This is a genomic window from Chryseobacterium sp. TQ-BC-N36 (genome assembly GCF_058382295.1).
Genome location: NZ_CM178175.1, coordinates 1,524,696 through 1,549,277, shown reverse-complemented (window position 1 = coordinate 1,549,277; position 24,582 = coordinate 1,524,696). Strand labels below are relative to the sequence as shown.

General features: G+C 36.6%; 28 protein-coding genes. 24 read left to right on the top strand and 4 right to left on the bottom strand.

Annotated features, from left to right (window positions below):
* The first annotated feature begins 11 nt into the window (after nt 1–11).
* The 7 genes from AC3FI7_RS06960 (at nt 12) to AC3FI7_RS06930 (ending at nt 5,768) form a co-directional block, all read left to right on the top strand.
* Entirely contained in the window at nt 12–1,430 is a 1,419-nt protein-coding gene (locus AC3FI7_RS06960; protein WP_491461709.1) for a TolC family protein, read from the top strand.
* 11 nt (nt 1,431–1,441) lie between these two features.
* A complete protein-coding gene (locus tag AC3FI7_RS06955) occupies nt 1,442–2,398 on the top strand; it encodes an HlyD family secretion protein (protein WP_343659009.1) in 957 nt (318 codons plus the stop codon).
* A 66-nt stretch (nt 2,399–2,464) separates the two neighbouring features.
* The gene (locus tag AC3FI7_RS06950) at nt 2,465–3,673 is read left to right on the top strand and encodes an ABC transporter permease (protein ID WP_491461708.1); all 1,209 of its coding nucleotides are present in this window, start codon (nt 2,465–2,467) and stop codon (nt 3,671–3,673) included.
* A gap of 164 nt (nt 3,674–3,837) precedes the next feature.
* Entirely contained in the window at nt 3,838–4,293 is a 456-nt protein-coding gene (locus tag AC3FI7_RS06945) for a DUF1569 domain-containing protein (protein WP_142726055.1), read from the top strand.
* A 10-nt stretch (nt 4,294–4,303) separates the two neighbouring features.
* On the top strand, nt 4,304–4,774 hold the full coding sequence (locus AC3FI7_RS06940) for a hypothetical protein (protein WP_142726056.1): 471 nt from the start codon (nt 4,304–4,306) through the stop codon (nt 4,772–4,774).
* A 100-nt stretch (nt 4,775–4,874) separates the two neighbouring features.
* Entirely contained in the window at nt 4,875–5,246 is a 372-nt protein-coding gene (locus AC3FI7_RS06935; protein ID WP_142726057.1) for a VOC family protein, read from the top strand.
* Between the two features lie 72 nt (nt 5,247–5,318).
* The gene (locus AC3FI7_RS06930; RefSeq protein WP_142726058.1) at nt 5,319–5,768 is read left to right on the top strand and encodes a VOC family protein; all 450 of its coding nucleotides are present in this window, start codon (nt 5,319–5,321) and stop codon (nt 5,766–5,768) included.
* Between the two features lie 85 nt (nt 5,769–5,853).
* On the opposite strand, the gene AC3FI7_RS06925 is transcribed toward AC3FI7_RS06930, so the two are convergent.
* Entirely contained in the window at nt 5,854–6,699 is an 846-nt protein-coding gene (locus AC3FI7_RS06925) for a T9SS type A sorting domain-containing protein (protein WP_343658772.1), read from the bottom strand.
* A gap of 316 nt (nt 6,700–7,015) precedes the next feature.
* On the opposite strand from AC3FI7_RS06925, the gene AC3FI7_RS06920 reads away from it, so the two are divergent.
* The 15 genes from AC3FI7_RS06920 (at nt 7,016) to AC3FI7_RS06850 (ending at nt 18,355) form a co-directional block, all read left to right on the top strand.
* Nucleotides 7,016–7,342, top strand: a complete 327-nt coding sequence (locus AC3FI7_RS06920) for a hypothetical protein (RefSeq protein WP_142726060.1) — start codon at nt 7,016–7,018, stop codon at nt 7,340–7,342.
* 18 nt (nt 7,343–7,360) lie between these two features.
* Nucleotides 7,361–7,993 carry a hypothetical protein gene (locus AC3FI7_RS06915; protein WP_142726061.1) on the top strand — a complete coding sequence of 211 codons (633 nt, stop codon included), beginning with the start codon at nt 7,361–7,363 and terminating at the stop codon, nt 7,991–7,993.
* A 21-nt stretch (nt 7,994–8,014) separates the two neighbouring features.
* Complete coding sequence (locus AC3FI7_RS06910) at nt 8,015–8,791, top strand: sensor histidine kinase (RefSeq protein WP_142726062.1); 777 nt, start codon at nt 8,015–8,017, stop codon at nt 8,789–8,791.
* A gap of 11 nt (nt 8,792–8,802) precedes the next feature.
* A complete protein-coding gene (locus AC3FI7_RS06905) occupies nt 8,803–9,492 on the top strand; it encodes a response regulator transcription factor (RefSeq protein ID WP_142726063.1) in 690 nt (229 codons plus the stop codon).
* 118 nt (nt 9,493–9,610) lie between these two features.
* Entirely contained in the window at nt 9,611–10,003 is a 393-nt protein-coding gene (locus AC3FI7_RS06900; protein WP_343658771.1) for a DUF1398 domain-containing protein, read from the top strand.
* Between the two features lie 119 nt (nt 10,004–10,122).
* Entirely contained in the window at nt 10,123–10,800 is a 678-nt protein-coding gene (locus tag AC3FI7_RS06895) for a DUF2490 domain-containing protein (RefSeq protein ID WP_142726065.1), read from the top strand.
* 79 nt (nt 10,801–10,879) lie between these two features.
* Complete coding sequence (locus AC3FI7_RS06890; protein WP_142726066.1) at nt 10,880–11,884, top strand: bestrophin family protein; 1,005 nt, start codon at nt 10,880–10,882, stop codon at nt 11,882–11,884.
* Between the two features lie 133 nt (nt 11,885–12,017).
* Nucleotides 12,018–13,631 (top strand): Na+/H+ antiporter, encoded by a 1,614-nt coding sequence (locus tag AC3FI7_RS06885; RefSeq protein WP_142726067.1) that lies wholly within the window; start codon nt 12,018–12,020, stop codon nt 13,629–13,631.
* Nucleotides 13,632–13,851: 220 nt separating this feature from the next.
* Nucleotides 13,852–14,283, top strand: coding sequence for an SRPBCC family protein (locus AC3FI7_RS06880; protein WP_491461707.1), 432 nt, complete (start codon nt 13,852–13,854; stop codon nt 14,281–14,283).
* Nucleotides 14,280–14,786 carry a GNAT family N-acetyltransferase gene (locus AC3FI7_RS06875; protein ID WP_491461706.1) on the top strand — a complete coding sequence of 169 codons (507 nt, stop codon included), beginning with the start codon at nt 14,280–14,282 and terminating at the stop codon, nt 14,784–14,786. The genes AC3FI7_RS06880 and AC3FI7_RS06875 overlap by 4 nt, the downstream gene beginning before the upstream one ends.
* Nucleotides 14,783–15,166 carry a VOC family protein gene (locus AC3FI7_RS06870; protein WP_343658769.1) on the top strand — a complete coding sequence of 128 codons (384 nt, stop codon included), beginning with the start codon at nt 14,783–14,785 and terminating at the stop codon, nt 15,164–15,166. Before AC3FI7_RS06875 ends, AC3FI7_RS06870 begins: the two co-directional genes overlap by 4 nt.
* Before the next feature lie 35 nt (nt 15,167–15,201).
* The gene (locus tag AC3FI7_RS06865) at nt 15,202–16,224 is read left to right on the top strand and encodes a glutaminyl-peptide cyclotransferase (protein ID WP_343658768.1); all 1,023 of its coding nucleotides are present in this window, start codon (nt 15,202–15,204) and stop codon (nt 16,222–16,224) included.
* A gap of 89 nt (nt 16,225–16,313) precedes the next feature.
* Nucleotides 16,314–17,273 carry a hypothetical protein gene (locus AC3FI7_RS06860; protein ID WP_491461705.1) on the top strand — a complete coding sequence of 320 codons (960 nt, stop codon included), beginning with the start codon at nt 16,314–16,316 and terminating at the stop codon, nt 17,271–17,273.
* A 28-nt stretch (nt 17,274–17,301) separates the two neighbouring features.
* Entirely contained in the window at nt 17,302–17,916 is a 615-nt protein-coding gene (locus tag AC3FI7_RS06855; protein ID WP_002977952.1) for a deoxynucleoside kinase, read from the top strand.
* Nucleotides 17,917–18,004: 88 nt separating this feature from the next.
* The gene (locus tag AC3FI7_RS06850) at nt 18,005–18,355 is read left to right on the top strand and encodes an ArsC/Spx/MgsR family protein (protein ID WP_142726074.1); all 351 of its coding nucleotides are present in this window, start codon (nt 18,005–18,007) and stop codon (nt 18,353–18,355) included.
* A gap of 35 nt (nt 18,356–18,390) precedes the next feature.
* On the opposite strand, the gene AC3FI7_RS06845 is transcribed toward AC3FI7_RS06850, so the two are convergent.
* From AC3FI7_RS06845 to AC3FI7_RS06835, 3 genes are all read right to left on the bottom strand, one after another.
* Nucleotides 18,391–18,864, bottom strand: coding sequence for a hypothetical protein (locus AC3FI7_RS06845; RefSeq protein ID WP_343658766.1), 474 nt, complete (start codon nt 18,862–18,864; stop codon nt 18,391–18,393).
* A gap of 65 nt (nt 18,865–18,929) precedes the next feature.
* On the bottom strand, nt 18,930–19,235 hold the full coding sequence (locus AC3FI7_RS06840) for a DUF493 family protein (protein WP_142726332.1): 306 nt from the start codon (nt 19,233–19,235) through the stop codon (nt 18,930–18,932).
* A 40-nt stretch (nt 19,236–19,275) separates the two neighbouring features.
* A complete protein-coding gene (locus AC3FI7_RS06835; RefSeq protein WP_142726331.1) occupies nt 19,276–19,947 on the bottom strand; it encodes a DUF4197 family protein in 672 nt (223 codons plus the stop codon).
* Between the two features lie 360 nt (nt 19,948–20,307).
* Here AC3FI7_RS06835 and AC3FI7_RS06830 point away from each other — a divergent pair, with 360 nt between their 5' ends.
* The gene (locus AC3FI7_RS06830; protein ID WP_491461704.1) at nt 20,308–23,124 is read left to right on the top strand and encodes a SusC/RagA family TonB-linked outer membrane protein; all 2,817 of its coding nucleotides are present in this window, start codon (nt 20,308–20,310) and stop codon (nt 23,122–23,124) included.
* Between the two features lie 10 nt (nt 23,125–23,134).
* Nucleotides 23,135–24,553: a RagB/SusD family nutrient uptake outer membrane protein gene (locus AC3FI7_RS06825; RefSeq protein WP_491461703.1), complete on the top strand. Its 1,419-nt coding sequence runs from the start codon at nt 23,135–23,137 to the stop codon at nt 24,551–24,553.
* The last annotated feature ends 29 nt before the right edge of the window (nt 24,554–24,582 follow it).

Sequence of the window (24,582 nt, the reverse complement as noted above, 5' to 3'; positions counted from 1 at the left end):
AAACATAAACCATGAAAAACAATTTATTGATTTTTACGTTTAGTTTTTTTGCTTTCCCCGCTTTTGGCTGGGCTCAGTCTGCGCCGGATTTTAAAGAACTTCTGGATAGTGCTATGGTTCGGGACTCGAACCTTAAAATGCAGATTACCCAAAACAAGCTTACCGATCTGGATGAACATAAATTGAAAGACATCTTTCTTCCAACCCTGGAACTTAGTGGCCAGGCCGGTTATCTCAACGGAACAGCAAGACTTACGTCACCGGAATTCAATCTCGCTCCCTTTATCAATATTCCGGAAGGGACTTTCAACAATAACTTTAATGTATCCGGATTTTCAGGTATTGCCAAAGCAGACGCCAAAATGCTTCTGTATTCAGGAGGAAAGGTTAAATACATGAAAAAAGCGGTGGAAGAAAAGAAAAAATCTGAAGATATCCTTCTGGAGAAAACAAAAGATGAAGTGATTGCCACTATTTCTAAGGCATATGACCAGCTGGCTTTGATTCATCAGTCTAAAAAAGTACTGGATGAAAGTAAAAAAAGACTGGATATCAACAGGAAAACAGCTGATAAAGCTCTGGGCTATGGATTGATTACCCCTTATGATCATAAGAAAATTGAACTGGCTCAGGCTACTTTGAATGCTAAAATGGTAGAATATGAAGGCAAGAAAGAATTGCTTCTTACCCAGCTTTACGTTTTAACCGGAATTAACAAGGAAAGGCTCAGAATGATTGATCCTGTTTTGTCTCCTGTAGAATTGCTGGCTGCAGAAAAAGGAATAGAGCAGAGAGCAGAAATCCGTGCTTTGGAACATGGCATCAGTGCTGCAGATTATAAGATAAAAGCCGAAAGAACATGGAAGATTCCTAAAGTCCAGCTGATGGCTTCTGCTTATTATATCGGTTTGTACGGAAACAGAATAAAATCCTCAGAAAATGTGATTCCTGCAGTTCCGTTGCTTGGATATGAAGGAAAAAAACTGGACTGGAGACCCAATAATATCAATGTATTTCCATTGATTACGGCAGGAGTGGGCTTTAAATGGGAGATTTTTGACGGTAAAGAAGGAAAACACGCAGAAGAAACTGCCAAAGTTGGTAAAGAAGTATTGCAGAACCAGAAAGAAGACGCTCTGAAAAAACTGACATTGAATCTGGCCAATAACCAAACCAATTATGATATTGCTTCCGCACAGATTACCCTGAAAGCGAAAGAAAAAGAGCTTGCAAAAAATGCGCTGGTACAGGCAGAAAAAGAATTCAGATACGGAATGAGCAAATCTTCCCAGCTGATTGATGCCGAAAATGACCTTGAAGCTGCTGAACTGGAATATCAGAATGCCGTTTTCAACCAGAGAAGAGCGGGAATAGAACTGATGAGGTCTACCCAAGAGCTGGATATCACCAAATTTTATTTAATCCCTTAAAAATTTAAATGATGCATAAAAATATATCTATACTCTTCGCTGCTCTGTTTTTATTGGGGAGCTGTGACAAAAAGAATGAAAAGATCAAAGAACCGGAAGGGAAAACCAAAAAGGATGTCATCTCCTTTGCACCTAAAGTTACCGGAAGGATTCTTAAAATATATGTTTCCGAAGGTCAGACTGTGAAAAAAGGAGATACCCTGGCTCAGCTTGATGTACCGGAAGTTTCTGCAAAAATTGCACAGGCACAAGGAGCAGTAAGTGCGGCTACGGCTCAGGAGCAAATGGCAAAAAACGGAGCCACAGCAGATCAGCTGAAACAGCTTCAGGCCAAATACAAAGGCCTGAAAGAGCAGTATGAATTTGCACAGAAATCTTATAAAAGAGCCAACAATATGTTCCGTGACAGCCTGATGTCCCCACAGGCTCATGACGAAATCTATGCGAAATTACAGGGAGCAAAAGCTCAGTATGATGCTGTAGTGGCAGAACTGGATGATGTAAAAAGAGGAACCCGTTTTGAAAAAGTGGAAATGGCGGCAGGGCAGGCTTCCCAGGCCAAAGGAGCGTTGCAGGAAGCCAATGTAGCGTACTCAGAAAGATATATCATTGCGACCAATGATATGGAAATAGAAACCATCAGCTTGAATACCGGAGAGCTTGCAACGGCAGGCTTCGCTCTGTTCAATGGATATATTCCGGAAAGTACTTATTTCAGATTTACCATCCCGGAAAGTGCCATTTCAAAATATAAAAAAGGGCAGGAGGTAACGATGCAGGTGGTTTATAACAAAGAAAATCTTACCGGAAATATTGTATATATCAAGCAGCTGACAAAATATGCGGATATTACCACTGCTTATCCCGATTACCAACTGCAGGATGCGATCTATGAGATCAAAGTAAAACCCAGGGACATGAATAAGGCTAAAAATATTTTGGTCAATGCCAATGTAATCCTTCAATAAAATGAAACAGATTGGATAGAGCTTCAGCGAAATTCCATTACGTTTTCAACCTATAAAAATATACAAATGAAAGAATTTTTCCGTCTTTTAAAACGTGAGTTCAAACTTTTTATCAGCAATTCTACCTTAAGAACTGTGTTCTTTTTGGCACCGGTTTTCTATGCAACCTTGCTGGGGTTTGTCTACAAAAGCGGAAAAGTTGAAAATACTCCTGTATTGGTTGTCGACAGAGATAATACCCCTCTGTCCAATCAATTGACAGAAATGCTCGAAGACAATAAAAGCATTAAGGTTTTCAGATACCTGCAGGAGCCTCTCAGTATCAAAGATGAGGTGATCAGGCATGAGGCTGCAGCTGTAGTCATCATTCCTTCCAGGTTTGAAGGAGATATGCTGCAGAAAAAGTATCCTGAACTTAATGTTTACATCAATACCGGAAATGTTTTGACGGCCAATTTTGCATCCAAGGCTCTTCAGCTGACCATAGGAACATTCTCTGCAGGAGCTTCCATCAAAGCGCTTCAGAAAGCAGGAATGCCTGCCGCAAAGGCTGCTACCCAGTATGAACCTTTCAAAGCCAATTATATTACGCTCTTCAATACTACAGGAAACTACCTTATCTTTATGTGGCCGGCGATGCTTGCAGTAGTTTTACAGCAGGTAATTCTGTTGGCTATGGCTGTAAGTTTTGCTGCTGAATTTGAAAGGGGATCGTTTGTAAAAGAATATCTGAAAATGAAAAGATGGGCCTTCCCAACCATGCTGATTAAAGTGATACCAATCTGGATATTTTCTATTCTCATTGTAGGTATTTATTACTTTATGCATATGATCTTCAGGGTTCCGATGCCTGAAGGAATTCTTAATTTCATCCTTTTGACAGCAGTTTTTGTAGGATCAGCTTCATTCCTGGGGGTGTTTATCAGTATTCTGATTCCTGATGCATTGAAGGCGACACAGATTCTTATGGTTATTGCTTCGCCGGCATTTATTATCAGTGGTTTTACATGGCCTTTGAATGCGATGCCTGCCTTTGTCCAGTTTATCGCCAATATTATTCCGTTAACTCCCTTTTTACAGGCTTTTAAAATTCTATTGATTCAGAAAGGATCGGTAGAGCTTACATTCCCGTATCTGAAACATTTAAGTATTCTTTTGGTTGTATATGCCATCATAGGCTGGATTGCTTTAAAAATTAAGCTTTGGTTTATATTCAAAAAAGCAGCACCACAGGAAATTGCTGTAAAGGATATTTCTCAGGAGGATAGCAAGTAGTTTATGGTTGGCTTAGTTGCTGGTTAATTTGTTGCCGGTAGCATCAACCCGTAACCCGAACATTGAATCCCGCACTCTACACACACCAATTTCTCCTTTTTTAAACTGACTATAAAATCAAACAAAAAAACTGATATATTTGTTGGTAGTAAAATAGAAATTATATGGAAAATGTATTTGATGCAAAAGATGCTCAAAACTATATTGACAGAATAAACAAATTGGTGGAAGACACCCATGGTTTGTGGGGCAAAATGACCGTTGATCAGATGCTTGCACACTGTTGTATAGCATATGAAATGGTATATGAGCCGGAAAAACACAGAAAACCAGGAGCTATCGCTAAATTTATATTGAAAACATTTGTGAAACCTAAAGTGGTAGGAGAAAAGGCATATCCGAGAGATTCTCCTACAGCACCGCAGTTTTTGATTACCACAAGAAAAAATTTTCATGAAGAAAAAACAAGACTGATCGGTTTTATTCAGAAGACACAGCAATTGGGAGCTGACGCTTTCGATGGTAAAGAATCTTTCTCTTTTGGGAAATTAAATGCTCAGGAATGGAATAATATGTTTGCGAAACATCTGAACCATCACCTGGCGCAATTTGGCGTATAAACAACACTGTATGAAAAAACTTTTATTACTTTTCATTCTGGCTGCTAATTTTGTATTGGGTCAGATGCCGGATATTTCCAATACATGGCTTAATAATAGTAAACCTTATATAGGTACGATCGGAAACAAAGGACAGGAACTGAAGCTGAAGATCAATATTGCTGAACAGAATAAAAAAAATGATCAGGAATATTTTGTTTCAGGATATTCACTTGTAGATACCAGTTATGCAAAATTTGAAGGTAAAATGACCATTTCAAAATATAAAGATTCCAGGAATCAGGGAACGGTATATGGAGAATATGAGCTTGCAGAAGAGAATAAAGGAAAACATTCCGGGCTTTTCAAAGGGAAATTTACCTATAATTTCAAGTGGAATAAAAAAACAGAGAAAATTGAAGGACAGTATATTGAACTGACAGGAGACTGGAAAAGTTATGACGGAACCCTAGAGTTTAAAACCCATCTGAAAAATCAGTAATTAAAAATTCCATTTCATATCCGTAACCTTCCTGCAGCAGCTAAACTAAACCCGAAATTCCGAACCCGGTCCAATATCAACCTTAAAACCCCAGCAACATATGAAACTAGGAGCTTTTTCAATCAGCTTAAGTGTAAAAGACCTTCAGAAATCTAAAGATTTTTATGAGAAACTCGGATTTACAACTATGGCAGGAACTACAGAACAAAATTACCTGATTATGAAAAACGGTTCTACTTTAATAGGACTTTTCCAAGCCATGTTTGACGGAAATATGCTTACTTTTAACCCCGGATGGGACGAAAATGCCCAAAATCTTGAATCTTTTGATGATGTACGCGAAATCCAGAAAAGGTTGAAAGAAAGTGGTGTAGAAATCGGAAGAGAGGCAGATGAAACAACTTCCGGCCCTGAACATATCTACCTGAAAGATCCGGATGGGAATATGATTTTAATAGATCAGCACAGATAAACATCGAGCTCATCATAAACAGAACTTAAAACAAACTTAACTTATAAAAAACTTAACTTATAAAAAACAATCATGGCAACAGTAAACGTTTATTTAACATTTAACGGGAATTGCAGAGAAGCATTTGATTTCTACAAATCAGTTTTCGGGGGAGAATATCCTTATATCGGAACTTTTGGGGAGATGCCACCTATGGAAGGCAAGGAAACTCCGGAAGAAGATAAAAACAAGATTATGCATGTTTCACTTCCGATCTCTAAAGAAACAATTTTGATGGGAAGTGATACAGGAGGAGAGTGGTCTTCCAACTTTAAGGCAGGAAATAACTTCTCTATTTCTGTGAATGCTGAATCTAAAGAAGAAGCAGACAAATTATTCGGCGGTCTTTCTGATGGAGGACAGGTAACAATGCCAATGGCTGATACATTCTGGGGAGCTTATTTTGGTATGTTTACCGATAAGTTTGGGATCAACTGGATGGTAAACTATGATGATCCTGCTAAAATGCAGCAGCATCCGTAATTCATGTTTGTATGTAAAATATTGAAAAAACCGACAGCGACCTGTCGGTTTTTTTATTTACTGGAAACAGCTTAAAAATAACTTTTTAGTTCTTTTTGACGATCTTATAGCTTACTGTTGCTGTTTTGATGAGATAGATTCCTTCAGGCAGTCCTGTAATGTCAAACGCATTTTTATCGTTTGTTGCTTCTGCAGATTTTACAAGCTTTCCGGACTGGTCATATAAATAGATTGTATCATTTTTTTTCAGATGATCAATATGGAATACACCCGAAGTTGGATTAGGATAAATATTCTCTTTTTCTTTAATGGTGCTTTCTGAAGTTCCCAATGTTGAAATTTTTGTCCACGTAAATGCATCCAGGCACATATAGACATAGGATCCGGTGGATTGCAGCTGGATCTCATCAATGACAGTATTGCTGTTATTCTGATTATTCAGAGTGGCAAGATCAATCAGGGTAAACCCATTACTGATGCCTGTCGTTCCCGTAGTGGCATTAAATGTTGTATTAAAGCCGGATGTTTTGGTGGTGGTAAACTTGGTCACTCCTCCTAATTTTCCTGTGATGATAAGCGTTCCTGATGAAGTAGACTGGTTTAAAGCAGTATTGCTTAAAAATACCCAAAATTTTGAGACTGTCAATGAAGAACTGCTCTTAAGACTGAATGAAGGAGAACTGACATTTGTAGTTCCGGTATTGTCAATGTAGACATTGTCATTGGCTGTTCCGTTCCATCCGGTGTTTGGATAATTGCCCTGAATTCTGAAAGTTCCGGCCTGTGAAACAATATTAAAAGTATATCCATTACTGATAAAACTGGTGCTGCCACCAGATGCATTTTCAAAAGTTACAGTGGTTGTCTGTGCATTAATTAATGCAATCGTGCTTAAGAAAACGAAGATGGCAAAAGAGATAATTTTTTTCATGATATAGATTTTTAGTGGTTGAAGCAAGATGAAAGGCCTCCAGTACTGTTTACATTCTCATTGTATTTTCCTGTAAAGCATACCACAAAGTAACGGTGAAACATAAAACCATTACAGCGTATTAAATGCCAAATTGAAAAATGCGTAGAAATACGCAATTTTGTTGATTGTTATTATTATAATTTTGGAAAATGAATATTATGTTAATGAAAATGAATTTATTTCACAGTATGGTTAGTTTTTTTTCATAACTTGTAGTGTACAGTTACAGTAACTTTATTTTGAACCTATTATATAATTTAAAACGAGAAAAACTATGGAATTACCTAAGCATGCAGTATCATTGGATGATGCTAAAACATGGATCAGCAACTGGCAGAATAGAAATGACATTAACGGAATGTCAATAAGAGCTCATATTATTCCTGTACAAGATGTAAATGATATTTTCAACAAGGATAAAGGCTTTGAACAATATCGCGGATATAACGCCATTACAGATCAGGGAGAGTTTAAATTTCTAATGGTCGGAGTAGATTCTAACGGGAATGATATTGTCAATTATGAGGACGGGTTTTATGTATATGATATGACAACGCCTTGCCCTAGTGTATGTTCCACTGAGAAATGGTGGAATCTGTAACCTGAAAACTAAAGGTCATTGGATCATTGGATTGAAATATTGTCATTAATTGGAAAAGGCATCCTGCTGATTAATCTGGCAGTATACTGTATAGGTTTCTCCAAAACCGGAAAAGCCTATACATTTTTCATCAGCTACCTGGCATGGATATTAATTTGTGAAATCGTATTTTATGTATTGAATTCTCAGAAGATTAATAATCTGTTTTTCTCCCATTATTATCTGATAGGTCAGTTTGTGTTACTGGGATTATTCTTTCATGAAATTTTATCTGAAAAATACCAGAAAAAAACTGCACTTATTCTTTTAATGAGCATTCCTGTTATTCTCTTTATACAGTATATGATATATCCGGAAAAATATTATGTTTTCAATCTGTTTGAAATTTTTGTCACTTCATACTCAATTATCATTCTGGCATTATTTCATTTATATAACATATTGGATACTGAAAAGAAATACAATTATATAAGCCTGGGGCTTCTACTGTATCTCATAAGCAGCACGGTTATATTTTTGTCTGGAAATCTTTATACGGTGATGAACAGGAAGCTGCATAAAGAGATATGGGTTTTCAATGTTGTTATGTTTATTGTGTACCAGATTTTTATTCTGGCAGAATATCTTTCTTCCCGTAGAAAAAATGTGTAATTACTGTTATGATTTTACAAAATGAATGAGAATACAATTATTTCCACTATCGTTTATACCTTCCTGGCCTTCACTTTACTGGCCATTACCCTGATCATATTTTATTATTTTTCCAATAAGAAAATAACGAAAAATCTTATTCAGAAAAAAGAACTGGAGGTCAGATACGAGAAAGACCTTACTCATGCTATTATAAGTGCTCAGGAAAAAGAGAGACTGAGAATTGCTCAGGACCTGCATGATGATATCAGTTCAAAACTAAGCGTGGTAGCTTTGAATATCCATCTTCTGGATTTTGATAACCTGGCCAGAGAAGAATATAATGACCTGAAAAATAAAATAATACATCTGGTTAACAAAACAGCTGAAAGCGCCAGGCAGATCTCTCACGATCTGCTGCCTCCGATTTTAGAAAAATTCGGGCTGCATGCTGCGATAGATGCATTGTGTTCGGAAATTAACCTGTCCAAAAAACTGCAGGTTACTTATTCAAACAGTTTATATTTTGCTAAAGCAGAAGATGAAAAGAATTTACATATCTTTAGAATACTTCAGGAGCTTATTAATAACTCCATAAAACATGGTGAAAGTACGCATATTGATATAGAGTTTCTGGGAAAAAACGGGAAAAATACCTGTATTTATAAAGATGATGGAAAAGGATTTAATCTTGATGAAAATACTTTGAAAGGAGGACTCGGCTTACGAAATATCAGAAGCCGGGTTGAACTGATCAATGGAACACTGAAAATTGAAAGTGAAAACAATAAAGGGACTACTGTAGAATTTACATTTTAAATAGTTATAAGATGGAAAAGAATACCATTCGTGTAATAACTGTAGACGATGAAGCGCTGTTTCGCCAGGGAATTTCATTGCTGATACAGAGAGAGAATGATATTGAACTGGTAAGCGATTTCAGTAATGGAAAAGAGCTGCTTGATGAACTCATCAACTTACAGGAACTGCCGGATATTATCCTGATGGACCTCAATATGCCGGAAATTAACGGAGTAGAAGCTACCAAACAGATCCATATCAGATATCCTCAGATCAAAATTATTGCATTGACCAGCTATAATACAAAAGCATTTATTGTTAATATGATACAGTCGGGAGCCTGTTCCTTTCTTAAAAAAAACTCAAGCCCCACTGAGTTGCTTACCGCAATCCGGGAAGTCTATAGTAAAGGTTTCTTTTATAATAATGAAGTAATGGAAGCATTACATCAAAATCTTACAGAACCTAAAAAGAAGATCTCCAGTATTTTTGATGCCAATCATATTTCCAAAAGAGAAAAAGAAGTGCTGGAATTAATCTGTAAACAATACAACACTGCTGAGATTGCAGATCTGCTTTTTATAAGCTCCAGAACCGTCGAAGGACACCGAAACAGTCTTCTCCTGAAAACCGGAGCCAAAAATACGGCAGGTTTAGTGGTATATGCTATAGAAAGTAAAATTGCAGATATGAACTATTTAAAAGACCGCTTCGAGTAAATTCACAACGTAATTTCCGTTAAAAAACATAACATCCTAAATATTTTCTGATTAAATTAGTTTTTGATTTTTAGTCATTTTAAAATCTTAAATAACAACAATCAGAAAGTACAAAAGGATGAATTTTACTATAGAAAATATTGAAGCAGCTCACCAAAAAGTAAAAACCGGAGCCGATTTTCCTCAATACATCCAGACAATAAAAGCAATGGGTGTCTCTCATTATAAAGTCTATGTCCCGGACGGAAATACCGAATATTTTAGTAATGAAAACCGATCTGTCCAGACTGGAAGTAAATATGATATACTTAAAGTTTCTGATATTGTAAGTCTTGAAAATTTTAAACTGAGACTGAAACTTCATCAACAGGGTGAAACAGATTATATGACTTTCTGTAATGACTGTGCAGGCAACGGAATCAAAGGCTGGACAATGGACCTTACTGCTATGACCTGTACTTATTTTGACCGGAATGAAACCGATATACTGACAGAGCAGATTCCAGGCTAATTTTCGTTAAATTACATATAACAAAGTCATGTAAAGTCAGGCTTATTAAATATTGTTTGTTATTATTGATTTAAATTATTAATTTTGTTAAAAACGATAGATAATAGTAATTGATAAGCATGGGAAAGGTTTTTACGAAGCTGGCATTCACGGTATTAAGTTTGGGGTCTATATTGACATTTGCTCAAAAAAATGATTTGGGAGCATGGTATATGTATTTCGGAAATAATAAAATCAGCAAGAAGCTGAACTGGCACAATGAGATTCAGTACCGTAATTTCGATGCGGTAGGAGATCTGGAGCAGCTGCTGATCCGTACAGGAATTGGGTATGACCTTACAGAAAATAATAACAATGTTTTATTGGGATACGGCTTCATTCTAAGTCAGCCTTACGTAAACGGAGAAAAAAAAGAGAATATTGAACACAGAATTTTCCAGCAGTATATTACCAAACAGAAATTCGGACGTTTCAATCTTCAGCACCGTTACCGTTTGGAAGAGCGTTTTCTGGAGGATGATTTCAGGATGAGGTTCCGTTATATGCTGGGGGTGAATATTGCCATTACTCAAAAAGAGATGCTTCCTAAAACTCTCTATGCATCAGTATATAACGAAATTTTCCTGCATTTCAACAGTCCGGTTTTTGACAGAAACAGAGTTTATGGAGCATTAGGATATGTCATCAACAAAAATATGAGGATTGAAGCCGGCTATATGAACCAGATTCAGGAAAACAGAAACCGCGGACAGATTCAGATTGGTTTTTATAACAATATCCCGTTTACTAAAAACTGATGATTACTGCTGAATGCTCTGACGAAAAAAACATTATCTGAAAAAAGATAGAATTATAAACATTATAAAATAAACACATATGCATTCAGGAAAAAGATTCGGAGCCCGGGAGTTCATTGTCTGGACCAGACGGAGTATTTATGCTCTGATTATATTATCAGCGATTCCTACAGTCCTTTATTTTCTGGGCTGGAAATTTCTCTCCGTTCCATGGCAGCCAATTGCGATCATGGGAACAGCAGTTGCCTTTATTGTTGGATTTAAAAATAATGCCAGCTACAGCAGACTTTGGGAAGCCAGACAGATTTATGGCGCAATTATTAATGACAGCCGTAGTTTTGGTTATATTCTGAGAGATGCTATGTATTCAAAAAATCCGGACAAAGTAAAAGAAATGTTTCTTCGTCATTATGCATGGCTTACAGCATTGAGATTTCAGCTCCGCGAGCCCCGGGCATGGGAAAATATGGGAACTTCCCAATTTGATGAGTATGCTAAAAAATATGATATTCCCGAGAGGATTTTCAGGCTGGATGAAGAATTGAAAAAATATCTTTCCGAGCCTGAGCTTCAGTATATTTTAAGTAAAAAGAACAGAGCTACACAGCTGATGGCCGGGCAGAGCAAGGCTCTGTCAGAAGCATATGAAAAAGCCGAAATCAATGATTTCCAATGGACACAGCTCAATCAGCAGCTGGTAAAGTTTACAGATGATCAGGGAAAAGCTGAAAGAATTAAGAACTTTCCTTATCCCAGGAATTTCTCCTCAATCACAACTTATCTTTTGCTTTTATTCATTGTTTTTGTGCCTTTTGGATTACTGAAAGAGTTTGATAAATTAGGAGAAGGAACTATGGTGGAAGGATGGACATTATGGTTTAATATTCCATTTTCTTTGTTGGTAACATGGTGTTTCCATACCTTAGACAGTGTAGGTGAGGCTTCGGTTAATCCTTTTGAAGGAAGCCCCAATGATGTTCCTATCACCCAGATCAGCCGCACCATTGAAATCGATATGAGAGATATGCTGGATGAATCTGATCTCCCATCAGCGATCACACCCAAAAATAATATTGTGCTTTAATGTTTTTTCGGTTGTAAAGAAAAAGTCTAAACTTTGGATGAAATTAAACCTTATAGGTTTGGGAAATCATAATACACAATATCTGATATCTCAGAATAAAAAATAATACTTAACTTAAAAAAACTAACTCAAAATGATTCACAGCTATGTTATAATATCCATTGCAGTACTGCTTTCTGTGATGATATTGGTAATGATTGGGCAGAAATTAAAAGTCGCTTACCCGATTTTTCTTGTGATTGCAGGATTGCTGATAAGCTTTATACCGGGAATGCCACGTATTGAAATAGAACCTGATCTTGTTTTTCTTATCTTCCTTCCGCCTATTTTGTTTGAAGCCGCCTGGTTTACTTCATGGCAGGACTTTCATAAATGGAGAAAACAGATTTTTTCGATGGCCTTCGGGCTTGTATTTTTAACTTCAATAGTGGTAGCGTACCTTTCATCTTCCATTATTCCCGGGCTTACTGTAGCCATGGGATTTCTGTTGGGCGGAGTAAATTCACCACCGGATGCGGTAGCAGCAACTTCCGTTTTGAAACATATGAAAATCCCCAAAAAAATAACCAATATTCTGGAAGGGGAAAGCCTTATCAATGATGCATCCAGTTTAATTGTATTTAAATTTGCTCTGGCAGCCGTTATTTCAGGACAGTTTATCTGGAGGGATGCTGTTCAGGATTTCTTTACGATGGCGATTGGAGGAATTGCTGTAGGAGTGGCGGTAGGGTTCCTGTTTGGAGCTTTATTAAAGGTTATTCCTACCAATTCCAATATAGATACCATTATCACGCTTATTGTACCTTACATTATGTATGTAGGGGCAGAGCATTTTCATTTTTCAGGCGTATTATCAGTGGTAGCAGGAGGATTATTGATGTCCTATAACTCACACTGCTATTTAAGCCATACTTCAAGGATCCAGTCCGGGAATGTATGGAGTGTATTGATATTCCTTATGAATACCATTATCTTCATTCTCATTGGCCTTGAACTTCCTATTGTAGTGGAAGGAATGAAAGAATACACCATTTCTGAAGGTATCTTCTACAGTATAGTCATTGGCGGAGCGATTATCGGAACAAGAATTCTGTACAGCTATGCATTGATGTATTTCCCAAGAGTCTGCTCCAGGGAATTGAGGTTGAAAGTTCCTAAACCGGACTGGCGGGAACCTTTCATCATCAGTTTTGCTGCAATGAGGGGAGTGGTTTCACTGGCTGCTGCGCTGTCAATTCCTGCTTTTCTGCCAAACGGAGAGGCATTTCCTCATAGAAATATTATTTTATTTGTAACTTTCGTTATTATTTTGATTACTCTGGTAGGACAAGGATTATTGCTAAGTCCGATTTTGAAGTTATTGAATATCCAGGATGCCGGAAGTGAACTGCCGGAAGAAAAGCAGGAAGTAATTTTGATGCGTAAACTGAAAGAAACAGCACTGCATAAACTGGATAATGATTTTTCTGAATTGGCTGTAACCAACAGCCTGGTGCGTCATCAGAAACACAAATTGGAAAACGAGATGATGCTGATGGCAGACAAAGCCCAATGTATGGCTTCTACAGGAGATTATGTGTCAGCAATCAATGAAAATAAAGATGTCTTACGACAGATTATTCAGGCACAGAGAAATGAGCTGCACCGAATGAAAAGAGAAAAGATATTTGATGATCACGTGATGAGAAGCATTGAAATGCAGCTGGATTTTGATGAAGCGAAGATCACTGGTTTTTCACATGGGTAATAAAAAATAAACCATAAAAGTCACAAAAGGATAAAAGTTAAAATGAACTTGCAGCAATAAAAAGTTCACAAAATGAAAACTTTGAAATTTTAAAGACTTAAGTGTACTTCTCCGGAGTAGAAATTTAAGCTTTAAATAGTTTGGAGATATAACTTTTGTGACTTTGATGGTTAAATAGTAAGAACAAAATGTGTACATTTAGACCTATTAAACCCATAATATGAGCACGCCAATCACTGTTCAGTACAAAATAAATGCTTCAGTTGAAAAAGTCTGGAAAGCATTAACCGATAAATATGAAATGAAATCCTGGTATTTTGATATCCAGGATTTTGATTTAAAATCAGGAAAGGTATTTAACTTCTACGAACCCGGAGGAGCCAACCAATATCATCATCAGGGTGAAATTATAGAAGTAATACCCCATCATAAATTAAAACATTCCTGGTCTTATCCTGATTTTTCAGATCAGAAAACAATCGTAACCTGGGAATTGCAATCCGAAGACGGACAAACTTTAGTAAGGCTGACCCATGATAATATTGAAAATTTCAAAGAATTAGGAGAAGGCTTTTCAAGAGAAAATTTTACAAAAGGCTGGAATACCATTTTGGGGCAGAGCTTAAAAGAATATATAGAAAATAAACGATGATTGCATTACAGCCTTTTACAATACAGGATGCTCCACAGCTGATTTCAAAGATACAGGATGAGCGCATGCTTCTTCAGTTTGCAGGTCCCGCATATCGCTATCCGCTCACAGAAGGACAGCTGGAAACCGATTTGTCTGATAAAAACAGAACTTTGTTTAAAATAACAGATCAGACCGGAGAGGCAATCGGGCATGCTCAGATATTTTTGAAAGAGAATACTTTTCTGCTGGGAAGAATTCTGATCTGGGATAAGAACAACAGAGGTAAGGGTTATGGTAAAAAAGTAATGCAGGAACTTCTGGAATATGGTTTCAGTCACTTTGATAGAGAAACTGCAGAGCTGAATGTCTACGACTGGAATACCAGTGCCATCGAATGTTACCGGAAAGTAGGTTTTGCTTTTGATCCTGATGTTAAGAGCGAAGCAAAGATTGATCAGGAAACATGGGTTTCATTGAATATGAAAATCCATAGAAACATTTTTGAATTACAGGAATCATGACACAGTTTACCGCACTTCGTCCTATATTCTGGACGGAAAACCTTGATGAAACCATTGGCTTTTATATGCAAGTTCTGGGATTTACCCTTATGGGTAGAAATGATGACTGGCAGTGGGCTTCCCTTCGAAAAGATGAAATTTATATTATGCTGTCTCAGCCCAATGAGCATGAAAATAATACTTCAATCGGATTTTCCGGTTCATTTTATTTCAATGTAAATAAAGTAGATGACCTTTGGGAGGATCTTAAAACAAAAGCCAAAGTCTGCTATGAAATTGAAACTTTTGAATGGGGAATGAGAGAATTTGCCATCTATGATAACAACGGATACCTGTTACAATTTGGTGAACCCGTAGATAATATTGGCAATACGGAATAAAATTTGCTATTTTTGGAGAAATATTTAGAAATTCAATGAAAAAAAATATAATAGCAGGTTTCGCAGCGATTTTATTACTGGCATCTTGTAATAAGGATAAAGAAATTCTTAATACATTAAGTACTTATAATACATCAATGGAGGCGAAAGGGTATCATTTTGGAGATAAGCTTGAGCTTCCGAAAGAGGTAACAGAAAATGCAGAAAGTGTAACCATCAGCTTTGGAGATAAAGAAACAACGAACTTAACTATTGATCCGAAATTTTTCACTTTAGGTGATAACGCTGTTACATTCAATATCAAAACAAAAGGTGGGGAAGTCCTGAACCAGGATGCTACCATCAATGTATTTGCAAAAAATCCTGAAAAAAGCATTCCTTATCAGATTGTGGCAGAATACCCTCATGATCCTAAAAACTTTGTGCAGGGATTCCAGATCGAGGGAAATACTATTTATGAAAGTGACGGACAGAACGGATCTTCCCAGATTTTAAAATACACGTTAGGAACAACCACACCGCTTGCTTCGACCAAACAGGCTCAGGAAGATTTTTCTGAAGGAAGTACCATCGTAGGAGATAAAGTATATCAGCTGACATGGCAGAGCAAAAAAGGATACGTCTATGATAAAAGTTCTTTAAAACTGCTTTCAGAATTCGCTTATCCCAATGTATTAGGTGAAGGCTGGGGATTGACATATGACGGCAAAAATCTGATTGCTTCCGATGGAAGTAAACTTTTATATTTCCTTGATGTAAATGATCCTTCAAAACTGGTTAAATATATCGCAGTGGCCGGAAGTTCTCAGGCATACGACCAATTGAACGAACTGGAGTATCACAACGGATTTATTTATGCTAATGTTTGGCAGAAGCCTATTATTTTAAAGATCAACCCCGCAAACGGAGAAGTGGTGGGAACCTTTGATTTCACCGAAATTGCAAAACAGAATACCAAAGGAAGTGATGATGTTCTGAACGGAATTGCTTTCAAAGGAGATAATATGCTGGTAACCGGTAAAAACTGGTCAAAGATTTATGAGGTTGCTATTAAATAAAAAAAGTTTAATAACAATTTCTCATTGAATAAAATAAAGTATGTAAATTGGTAGCGTTCCCGAAGGAGCGCTATCTTAGTAGAAAGAATTTGAGATTACTATACCTGATACTGATTTTCCTTTTCTGTACGGCTTCAGCACAGAATGTACTTCCTTTGGATACTTTGAAACTGAAGGAAGCAAAAGATATGCTTGCTGATGACTACGGAAGCCTGTATATTTATAAGAACAAGGATTTTAGTTTTACCAAATATGATTCTTTAGGAAAACAGATCGGGAAAATGATGCTTACTGTTCCTTATAAAGTACAGACGGTACAGAACCCTCTGAATGTGCCATTATTTTCTGAAAATGCCCAGGAAATGAAATTTGTGGACCAGAATATGAATGAAATTCAGAGACTTGATTTTAAGCAGAAATTTGGGTTTATCAGAATGGCTTATGCTGAAGACCTGCAGCAGCTGTGGCTTCTGGATGACAGCACAAAACGTCTGATACAGTACAATTTCAGAAATGACACGACGATCAACTCCTATCCTTTTGATATCAGCTTTGAAGATTTAATGGATATGCTGGTGTATGAAAATAAAGTCTATATTTTAACGAGAAAACATATCAGAATTTACAGTCTGAAATTTGAAAAACTATTTGAAGCTCCCCTGGAAAACGGAAAACGTTTCAGAAGAGAGAATGATATAATCCTGGTTATTGCGGCTAATTCTATTTCACAATACATTCCTGAAAAAGGAATGACAACTGTTTTTGAAGATCCGGATGCACAAATTGTGGATAAAAACATCCTCTCTTATTTTGAAATCAAGGGGAACAAACTCTATCTTTACAGCCTTGAAAAAGTAAAGAAAGCCAAACAGCAGAAACAGCTTGAAGCTCAGCCGGAATCCCTGCAGTCCCCTACACAAAAACCGGTAGAGAAGGCAGAGGAGAAAGCCAGTGAAAATCCAGAAGTGAAACCTTCAGACAATACGCTGCAGAAGTTGATCGAAGATATTTCTGAAATTCAGGCTGAAGGGGTAAAGCTTATCAATTAATCAGTAAATACAAGGAAAAAGAATATTTATGCATATTGCAGTTACAGGAAACATCGGCGCAGGAAAAACCACTTTGACGACGATGCTTTCCAAGCATTACGGATGGGATGCACAATTTGAAGACGTAGATCATAACCCGTATCTGGAAGATTTCTATTCAGATATGAGCAAATGGAGTTTTGCATTGCAGGTGTATTTCCTGGGAAGCAGATTCCGTCAGGTAAAAGAAATCAGAGAAAGTGGTAAAAACATCATTCAGGATCGTACCATTTATGAAGATGCCCATATCTTTGCAGAAAACTTAAATGATATGAATCTCCTTTCAGACAGAGATTTCAATAACTATTCGTCTGTTTTTGACCTGATGAAATCTTTTGTGTCCGCTCCGGATTTATTGATCTATCTCAAATCAGATGTTCCTAATCTGGTCAAAAAAATCTATAAAAGAGGGCGTGAATATGAAGCTTCTATCAGTATCGAATATCTTTCAAAGCTGAACCAGAAATACGAAAAATGGATCTCCAATTATACGGAAGGAAAACTTCTTATCGTTGAGGTAGACGATCTTGATTTTGTTGAAAAACCGGAAGATTTCGGTTTTATCCTGGAAAAAATTGAAGCAGAACTGCACGGATTGTTTTAACATATTTTTATCAGTACGTTAAGAGAGAGTCAGTGTAATTCTTTTTAAATTTGTTTAGACCAAGTTTAATTTTTTGAATCATTATATCATGGTAGTTAAAGTTTTACATAACGGAAACTGTTCAAAATCAAATGCTGTATTGGAGTATCTTGACGAGAACGGGGTGCCTTTTGAGATTATCAATATTATCGAAGATCCGTTAAGTATTATGGAGATCAGAACCGTACTGAAAAAACTGAACCAGAGTGTCTTTCACATTATCCGTAAAACAGATAAACTTTATATTGAAAACTATGCGGATAAAAATTATTCTGAAGACGAATGGATAAAGATTCTTTCTGAAAATCCAGCGCTGATACAAAGGCCGATTCTGGTGAAAGGCTCAGTAGCCATGCTGGGAAGGCCTATTGAAAATGTAAAATTCTTTATTGAAAAATAAAAAAAATCCGTTCTGCTACAGAACGGATTTTTATGTTATCGGATTTTCGTTTTTTCAGATCCGTTTATCGCATTATACAGAGCTTCAAGTTCTTTTGGAGGATGGCCGCTGTCAAAAGTTGAAGAGGTATATTCCTTCCCACTGGAAGTGATAATAATGGAGGATGCCATTGCCCGGTCAGAATGTCTGCCGGTAGTTGGGGATGGAAGATCAGATATTCTGGATAAGTCAATGGTTTCAGCAAGATCGGAGATTGCTTTCCATTCACTGGAAGAAATCTTAGTATTGGCTACCTCTTCATTGGTATTGGTGGTTTTTGAAGAAGGCGTAAAAACAATACTTCTGCTGAACCCCCTTGTTCTTTCTGTTAATTGAATCTGTTCAATTTTTTGCTGTTGGGTTGCTGTTGTAATATTGCTTGTATTATTTTGATTATTGTTTTTATGAATACAGCTGGTAGCAGATGTTGCTAAAATTATATTAAATAGGATCAATTGATGGATGTTCATTGTGTTGGATTTAGGAGATAAAACAATAAAAAAACCGCTTCATTACCATGAAACGGTCTTTCTTTTTACAATAGAATAACGCCTTCTATTTTTGCTACTTCTTTATAAATATTCACAACCTGATTGGCATCTAAAACAAATGCATTGATATTGCAGGCTGTGTATTTTCCATTTTTGCTTTCGCGGTTTCCCAGTGTAAATTTAATACCGTCAAAAACTCTGTAAATTTCAGTAAGTTTTGCCTGGTCTGTAGGAATGATAAATTTAAATAAATAATCTTCCGGAAAATCATGATGATCATCCAGTTTCTCCCTCAAAGACTTGTAAAAATCTTCCGGGCTTGCGTGTTGATTTCCTTGTAATATATCCATCTGCAATTGTTAATATAATATAAATATAACGAAAAATTTCCTATTTTCCAAATGGTCCCAGGAGTGACTTTGAATTCTGATGTTCATAGTCTTCGATGATATTGAATAATCCGTTCACCAGTTGTTCAGAAGCAAGTTTGCTCAATCCTCCTGAGTTGACTGTGTTATTGTTCCCACCTAAAAGACTGCCCAGAAAATTGCTTCCCGATAATGCGGTATTAATGGTTTTTACAATTCCGTATTCATTCAGTTTTTCATCTACTTTAGGAGCAATGGCAGCAACGAGTTGTTGAGATGTTTTTTCTTTCAGAATCTGTGTAGCAGTAGTTCCCTGCATAATTCTCGTCACGTCCTGAGCATTCAGGCTGTTTACTGCGTCCTGTAAAATCGGTCTGGAAGTATTGACAGTATATGCTGCTGCCTGAGCGATATAATCTCTTTCTTTAGCAACCAGTGACGGTGCAATCTTTTCCAGGGTAGAATTGATATCTCTCAATTCTTTTGGAAGGGCCTTATCTACCATATTATTCTCAAGAAAGGCTTCTTTATTTCCATAGATACCCATTCCTTTGTCAATACCATTGAGCAGGATTCTTTTTATAATAGAAAGTCCCATATCGGAAGTGGCCAGTGTTGTGCAAGATTGAACACTGGTAGTAATGACAGCTCCGGTCCCGATGATAAGAGCGGCTGCAATGATATATTTTTTCATTGATTTTTTATTATTTACTTTCAAAATGCTTTGGTCAAAAAGCGCACCAAAGGTAATTACTATTCTTAATTTAACAAAATATTAAATTGAGTACATGTTTTGGTGAATTTTGTGTTAAAGAAAGTTGAATTATCGTTTAAAGATATGATGGATAAAGGATGGTTATTTTAAATATAAAATTATAAAATTTAAACATCCGGCATTTTTTATTTAATAGAATCAGGTTATTTTTAAATGTTTAAGATAATTTAACATTGTTCGATATTTTTTATATTTTTGGCTAATGTCTTTTTTTGAGATTTTAAATAACTCCACTTAGACAGGTACGAAATTGAATTTATTGAATAAAATTGAAACTATATGAAACAAAGTAATTTAAAGTATTCATGTCTCATTGCTGTTTTGTACTTTGGTATGAACGTCAATGCCCAGACTGCCCCAAAAGATACTGCCACCAAAGAGCAGAAGATTGAGGAAGTAGTTTTGATCGGATATGGATCTCAGAAAAAAGAAAACGTTACGGGAAGTATCGGAATGGTTTCTGCCAAAGACCTTGCCGATAAACCGAACGCCAATCCCATAAGCTCAATTCAAGGTAAATTATCTGGTGTACAGGTTTTGAATTCCGGTACTCCGGGAAGTTCTCCAAGAGTAGATATCAGAGGGATAGGTTCCCTTACTGGTAAGACCGTATTCATCGTTGACGGAATGATCACGGATGATATCTCTTTCCTTGGGCCTCAGGATATTGAGTCTATGAGTGTGTTGAAAGATCCTTCCAGTTTGGCAATTTTTGGTGCAAGGGCAGCCAATGGAGCAGTTATTATTAAAACAAAAACAGGGAGAGGAAAACCAATATTCAATTTCAATTCTTATTTAGGAATTAAAAAAGTTACTAATGTTCCTAAAATGACCAACTCTGATCAATATATCGAGCTTTATAATGAAAAGCTGATGAATGATAATGGGAATCTTAATGGTGCTCTTTCCAGAGCTAATTTCCCAGCAGATACAGATTGGTTTAGTGAAATTTTCAGAACAAGTATCATTAACTCTAATGATTTTTCAGCTTCTGGCAGTCTAGGAAAACTTAATTACTATGCAAGCATAGGAAATCTTCAGGATGAAGGTAATCTGGCTGCAGGTCAGGGAATTAATTCTGGCAGTGGTTTTAATAGATTGAATACAAAATTAAACCTCAGTTATAAGATCACTGATAATCTTACGATCGGAAACAATTTTACATTCTCTAAAATGCGCACCGATCAGGCGAAAAATCCTTTACTGAATGCTTATAATGCTCCGCCGATTTTCTCTGTTATGAATCCAGGTACAGGAGATTATCAGTTCTTTAACGGATATTCTATTCCAAATCCACGTGCTATTTTAGATCTATATCGTTCTCAAAACAGGCAGGAGAGGTTATTGAACAATGTCTGGGCTGAATATAAATTCCTACAAGACTTTACTTTAAGAGTAAGTTATACAACGGACAATTATAATACAAATCTTTACGAATATACTCCTACATTTAATTATGTTCCTGTTTCTGATCAGAAGCCTAATAAGTTAATCACAAGAGATTCAAGAAACAGAAATTATATTTGGGATAATACATTAAGCTGGAAAAAGTCACTAGGAGATCATAATCTCGAAATTCTTGCCGGTTTTTCAAGAACAAGAAATTCTTATTCTCAAACGTATTTAGAGGCACTTAACGTTAATTATGACGGAACCAATGCTTCGATGAATATTTTTAACGGGACTAATATTATTATGATTGACAAGGATGTAGAAGGTTATGATGTTGTACCTTATCAGGATAGAATTGAGTCTATGTTTGCCAGAGTGAACTATGATTATAAAGGAAAATACCTGATCAATGGATCGGTTCGTAGAGACGGTACATCAAAATATTCTTCGGGAGACAGACACAGAGTCTTCCCAGCGGTAAGTGCCGGATGGGTAATTTCCAAGGAAAATTTTATGAGCAATCAAAACGTGTTCAGCCTTTTAAAGCTAAGAGCAAGCTGGGGTAAACTGGGTAATCCGGATGTAACAAGAGCTTATACTTTAAGGACGACAATTCTTAAAGAAGGTGCTTATTATGGAAATTCAGGAGCGCCAGCACAGACCATCGACAGAGTGATTGATCCAAATATTGGCTGGGAAACTACAACAGGTAGAGATATTGGTTTAGAAATGGGATTATTCAATAACAAATTGAAAATTGATGCAACCTATTTTGATAAAGATACTAAGGATGTAGTATACGGAGTTACACAAGGGACAGTTTCGGGAGCAAGTAACTGGAAAAACTTTATTACTAATGCCTACTCATTTAATAACAGAGGTTTTGAAGTTGCAGTAAATTATGATACTAAAATTTCTGATAAAGTAAAATTAGGAGTATATGGTAATCTTACTACCCTTAAAAATAAAATTACATCCGTATACCAAGGCTCATATCTTGAAACAGGAGCAAGTTTATTTGGAAACTCTATTGTAAGACTACAAAACGGACAGCCTGTAGGAGCATACTATGGATATGAAGTAACAGGTGTATTCCAAACTGATGCAGAGGCAGCTGCTTCTGGTCAAACCGGAGCAAAAGCGGGATGGCTAAAATTTGCTGATATAGACGGAAACGGAGTAATTGATACCAGAGATAAAACATTCTTAGGGAGCCCGATTCCAAAAGGGACCTACGGCTTCGGAGTTAATTTAAATGTTTATGATTTTGATATTGCTGTAGACTTCCAGGGGGTATTTGGTAATAAAATTTATAACTATAACCGTGAACAGCGTTATGGAAATGAAAACTGGGATCTTGATTTCTACAACAACAGATGGCATGGGGCAGGAACTTCCAATGCATATCCAATGACTACCAACAACCAATCAGTTATTCTTCCAAGTAGTTTCTTTGTGGAAGATGGAAGCTATTTCAGAATCAGAAATATTACGGTAGGATATAATCTGCCTAAAGACTTTGCAAAATCTTTATTGCTTACTAAATTTAGATTGTACTTAAGTGCTCAGAACCCTTGGACAAGCTTTAAATATAATGGATTCTCACCAGAGATTGTAAATACGGACAGAGTGCAGATGGGGGTTGATAATAATATTTATCCTATTTCAGCCATTTATACAATCGGTATGAACTTAACATTTTAATTAGAAAAACATGAAAAAAATATTTTTATCAATCGCTTTATTTTCACTTGTAATAAGTTGTAAAGACGATTATCTTGATATAAAACAGGAAGGAGTGACAGAAGCAGATTCCTTTTTCAAAACTCAGGAAGATGCTATGCAGGCTACTAACGCAATTTATGTGTTTTTAAGAAGCTGGGAAAATTCTGCATTTCCTTATCAGTTTGTATTTGGAGTACCGGCAGATGATGTGGTAAAAGGATCTAATCCTGGAGACGCTTCTTTTATTAATGCTTATGACCAATTTACTTATACCGTGAGTGATGATGGAGTTAGAGGGTATTGGATCGGACAATGGCAGGCGGTGAACAGATGTAACCAGGTGATTACAAATGTTCCGAAAATTGATATGGATGCGGCCTTAAAAACAAGATTGATTGCAGAAGCAAAAATGCTGAGAGCTTATTTTTATTTTAATCTACTGAGAATCTACGGCGGTGTTCCAATCTTTGACGGAATTCCTTCTACTTATACAGTTCCTAGAAATTCTGCTGAAGAAGTCTATAACTTTATTATTTCGGATCTTACCAGTGCAGCACAAATTCTTCCTCAGACCTATGCCGCAGCTGATCTTGGTAGAGTAACAAAAGGAGCTGCTTTAGGATTATTGTCAAAAGTATATCTGTATAAAAAAGATTGGCAGAAAGCCTATGACACTTCTAATCAGGTAATGGCTATGGGGTATGATCTGGATCCTGATTTCAATCACTTATTCAGAATTGCAGGAGAGTTTGGAAAAGAATCTGTATTTGAAGTGAACTGTGAATGTTCTACTCAGTTCGGAGGAAGCCAATATGCAGAAGTACAGGGTGTAAGAAACCAATTTGGTTGGGGATTCTTTACACCTTCTCAGGCATTGGAAAATGCATTCGAGCCGGGAGATATCAGAAAAGAACTTACTATTCTTAGAAACGGAGAAACAACTCCCGAGGGAGATCTTATTGCAATGGGGGATCCAAACTCTGTAACAACTTTTAATCAAAAAGTATATGTTCCTAAAGCTTTGAATAATAGTGCTTGTGCTTACGGATCAAAACAGAATATCAGAATTTTAAGATTTGCAGAAATCCTGTTAATCAATGCAGAGGCGGCTAACGAGTTGGGTAATACCGCTACAGCAATTACTAATCTCAACAAAGTAAGAACTAGAGCTCAGTTGGGAGGTACGACAGCATCAACACAAGCTACTCTAAGAACTGCAATCTGGCATGAGAGACGCGTGGAACTTGCCATGGAAGGTGATCGTTTTGTAGACCTTGTAAGAACGGGACAGGCGGCTACTGTACTTGCTCCTTATGGATTCAAAGCAGGGAAGAATGAATTATTCCCGATTCCATTGGATGCAATGAATGCAAGTTTAGGATTGTTTACACAGAATCCTGGATATTAACAATAAACCATAAACATAGAGGAGAATGA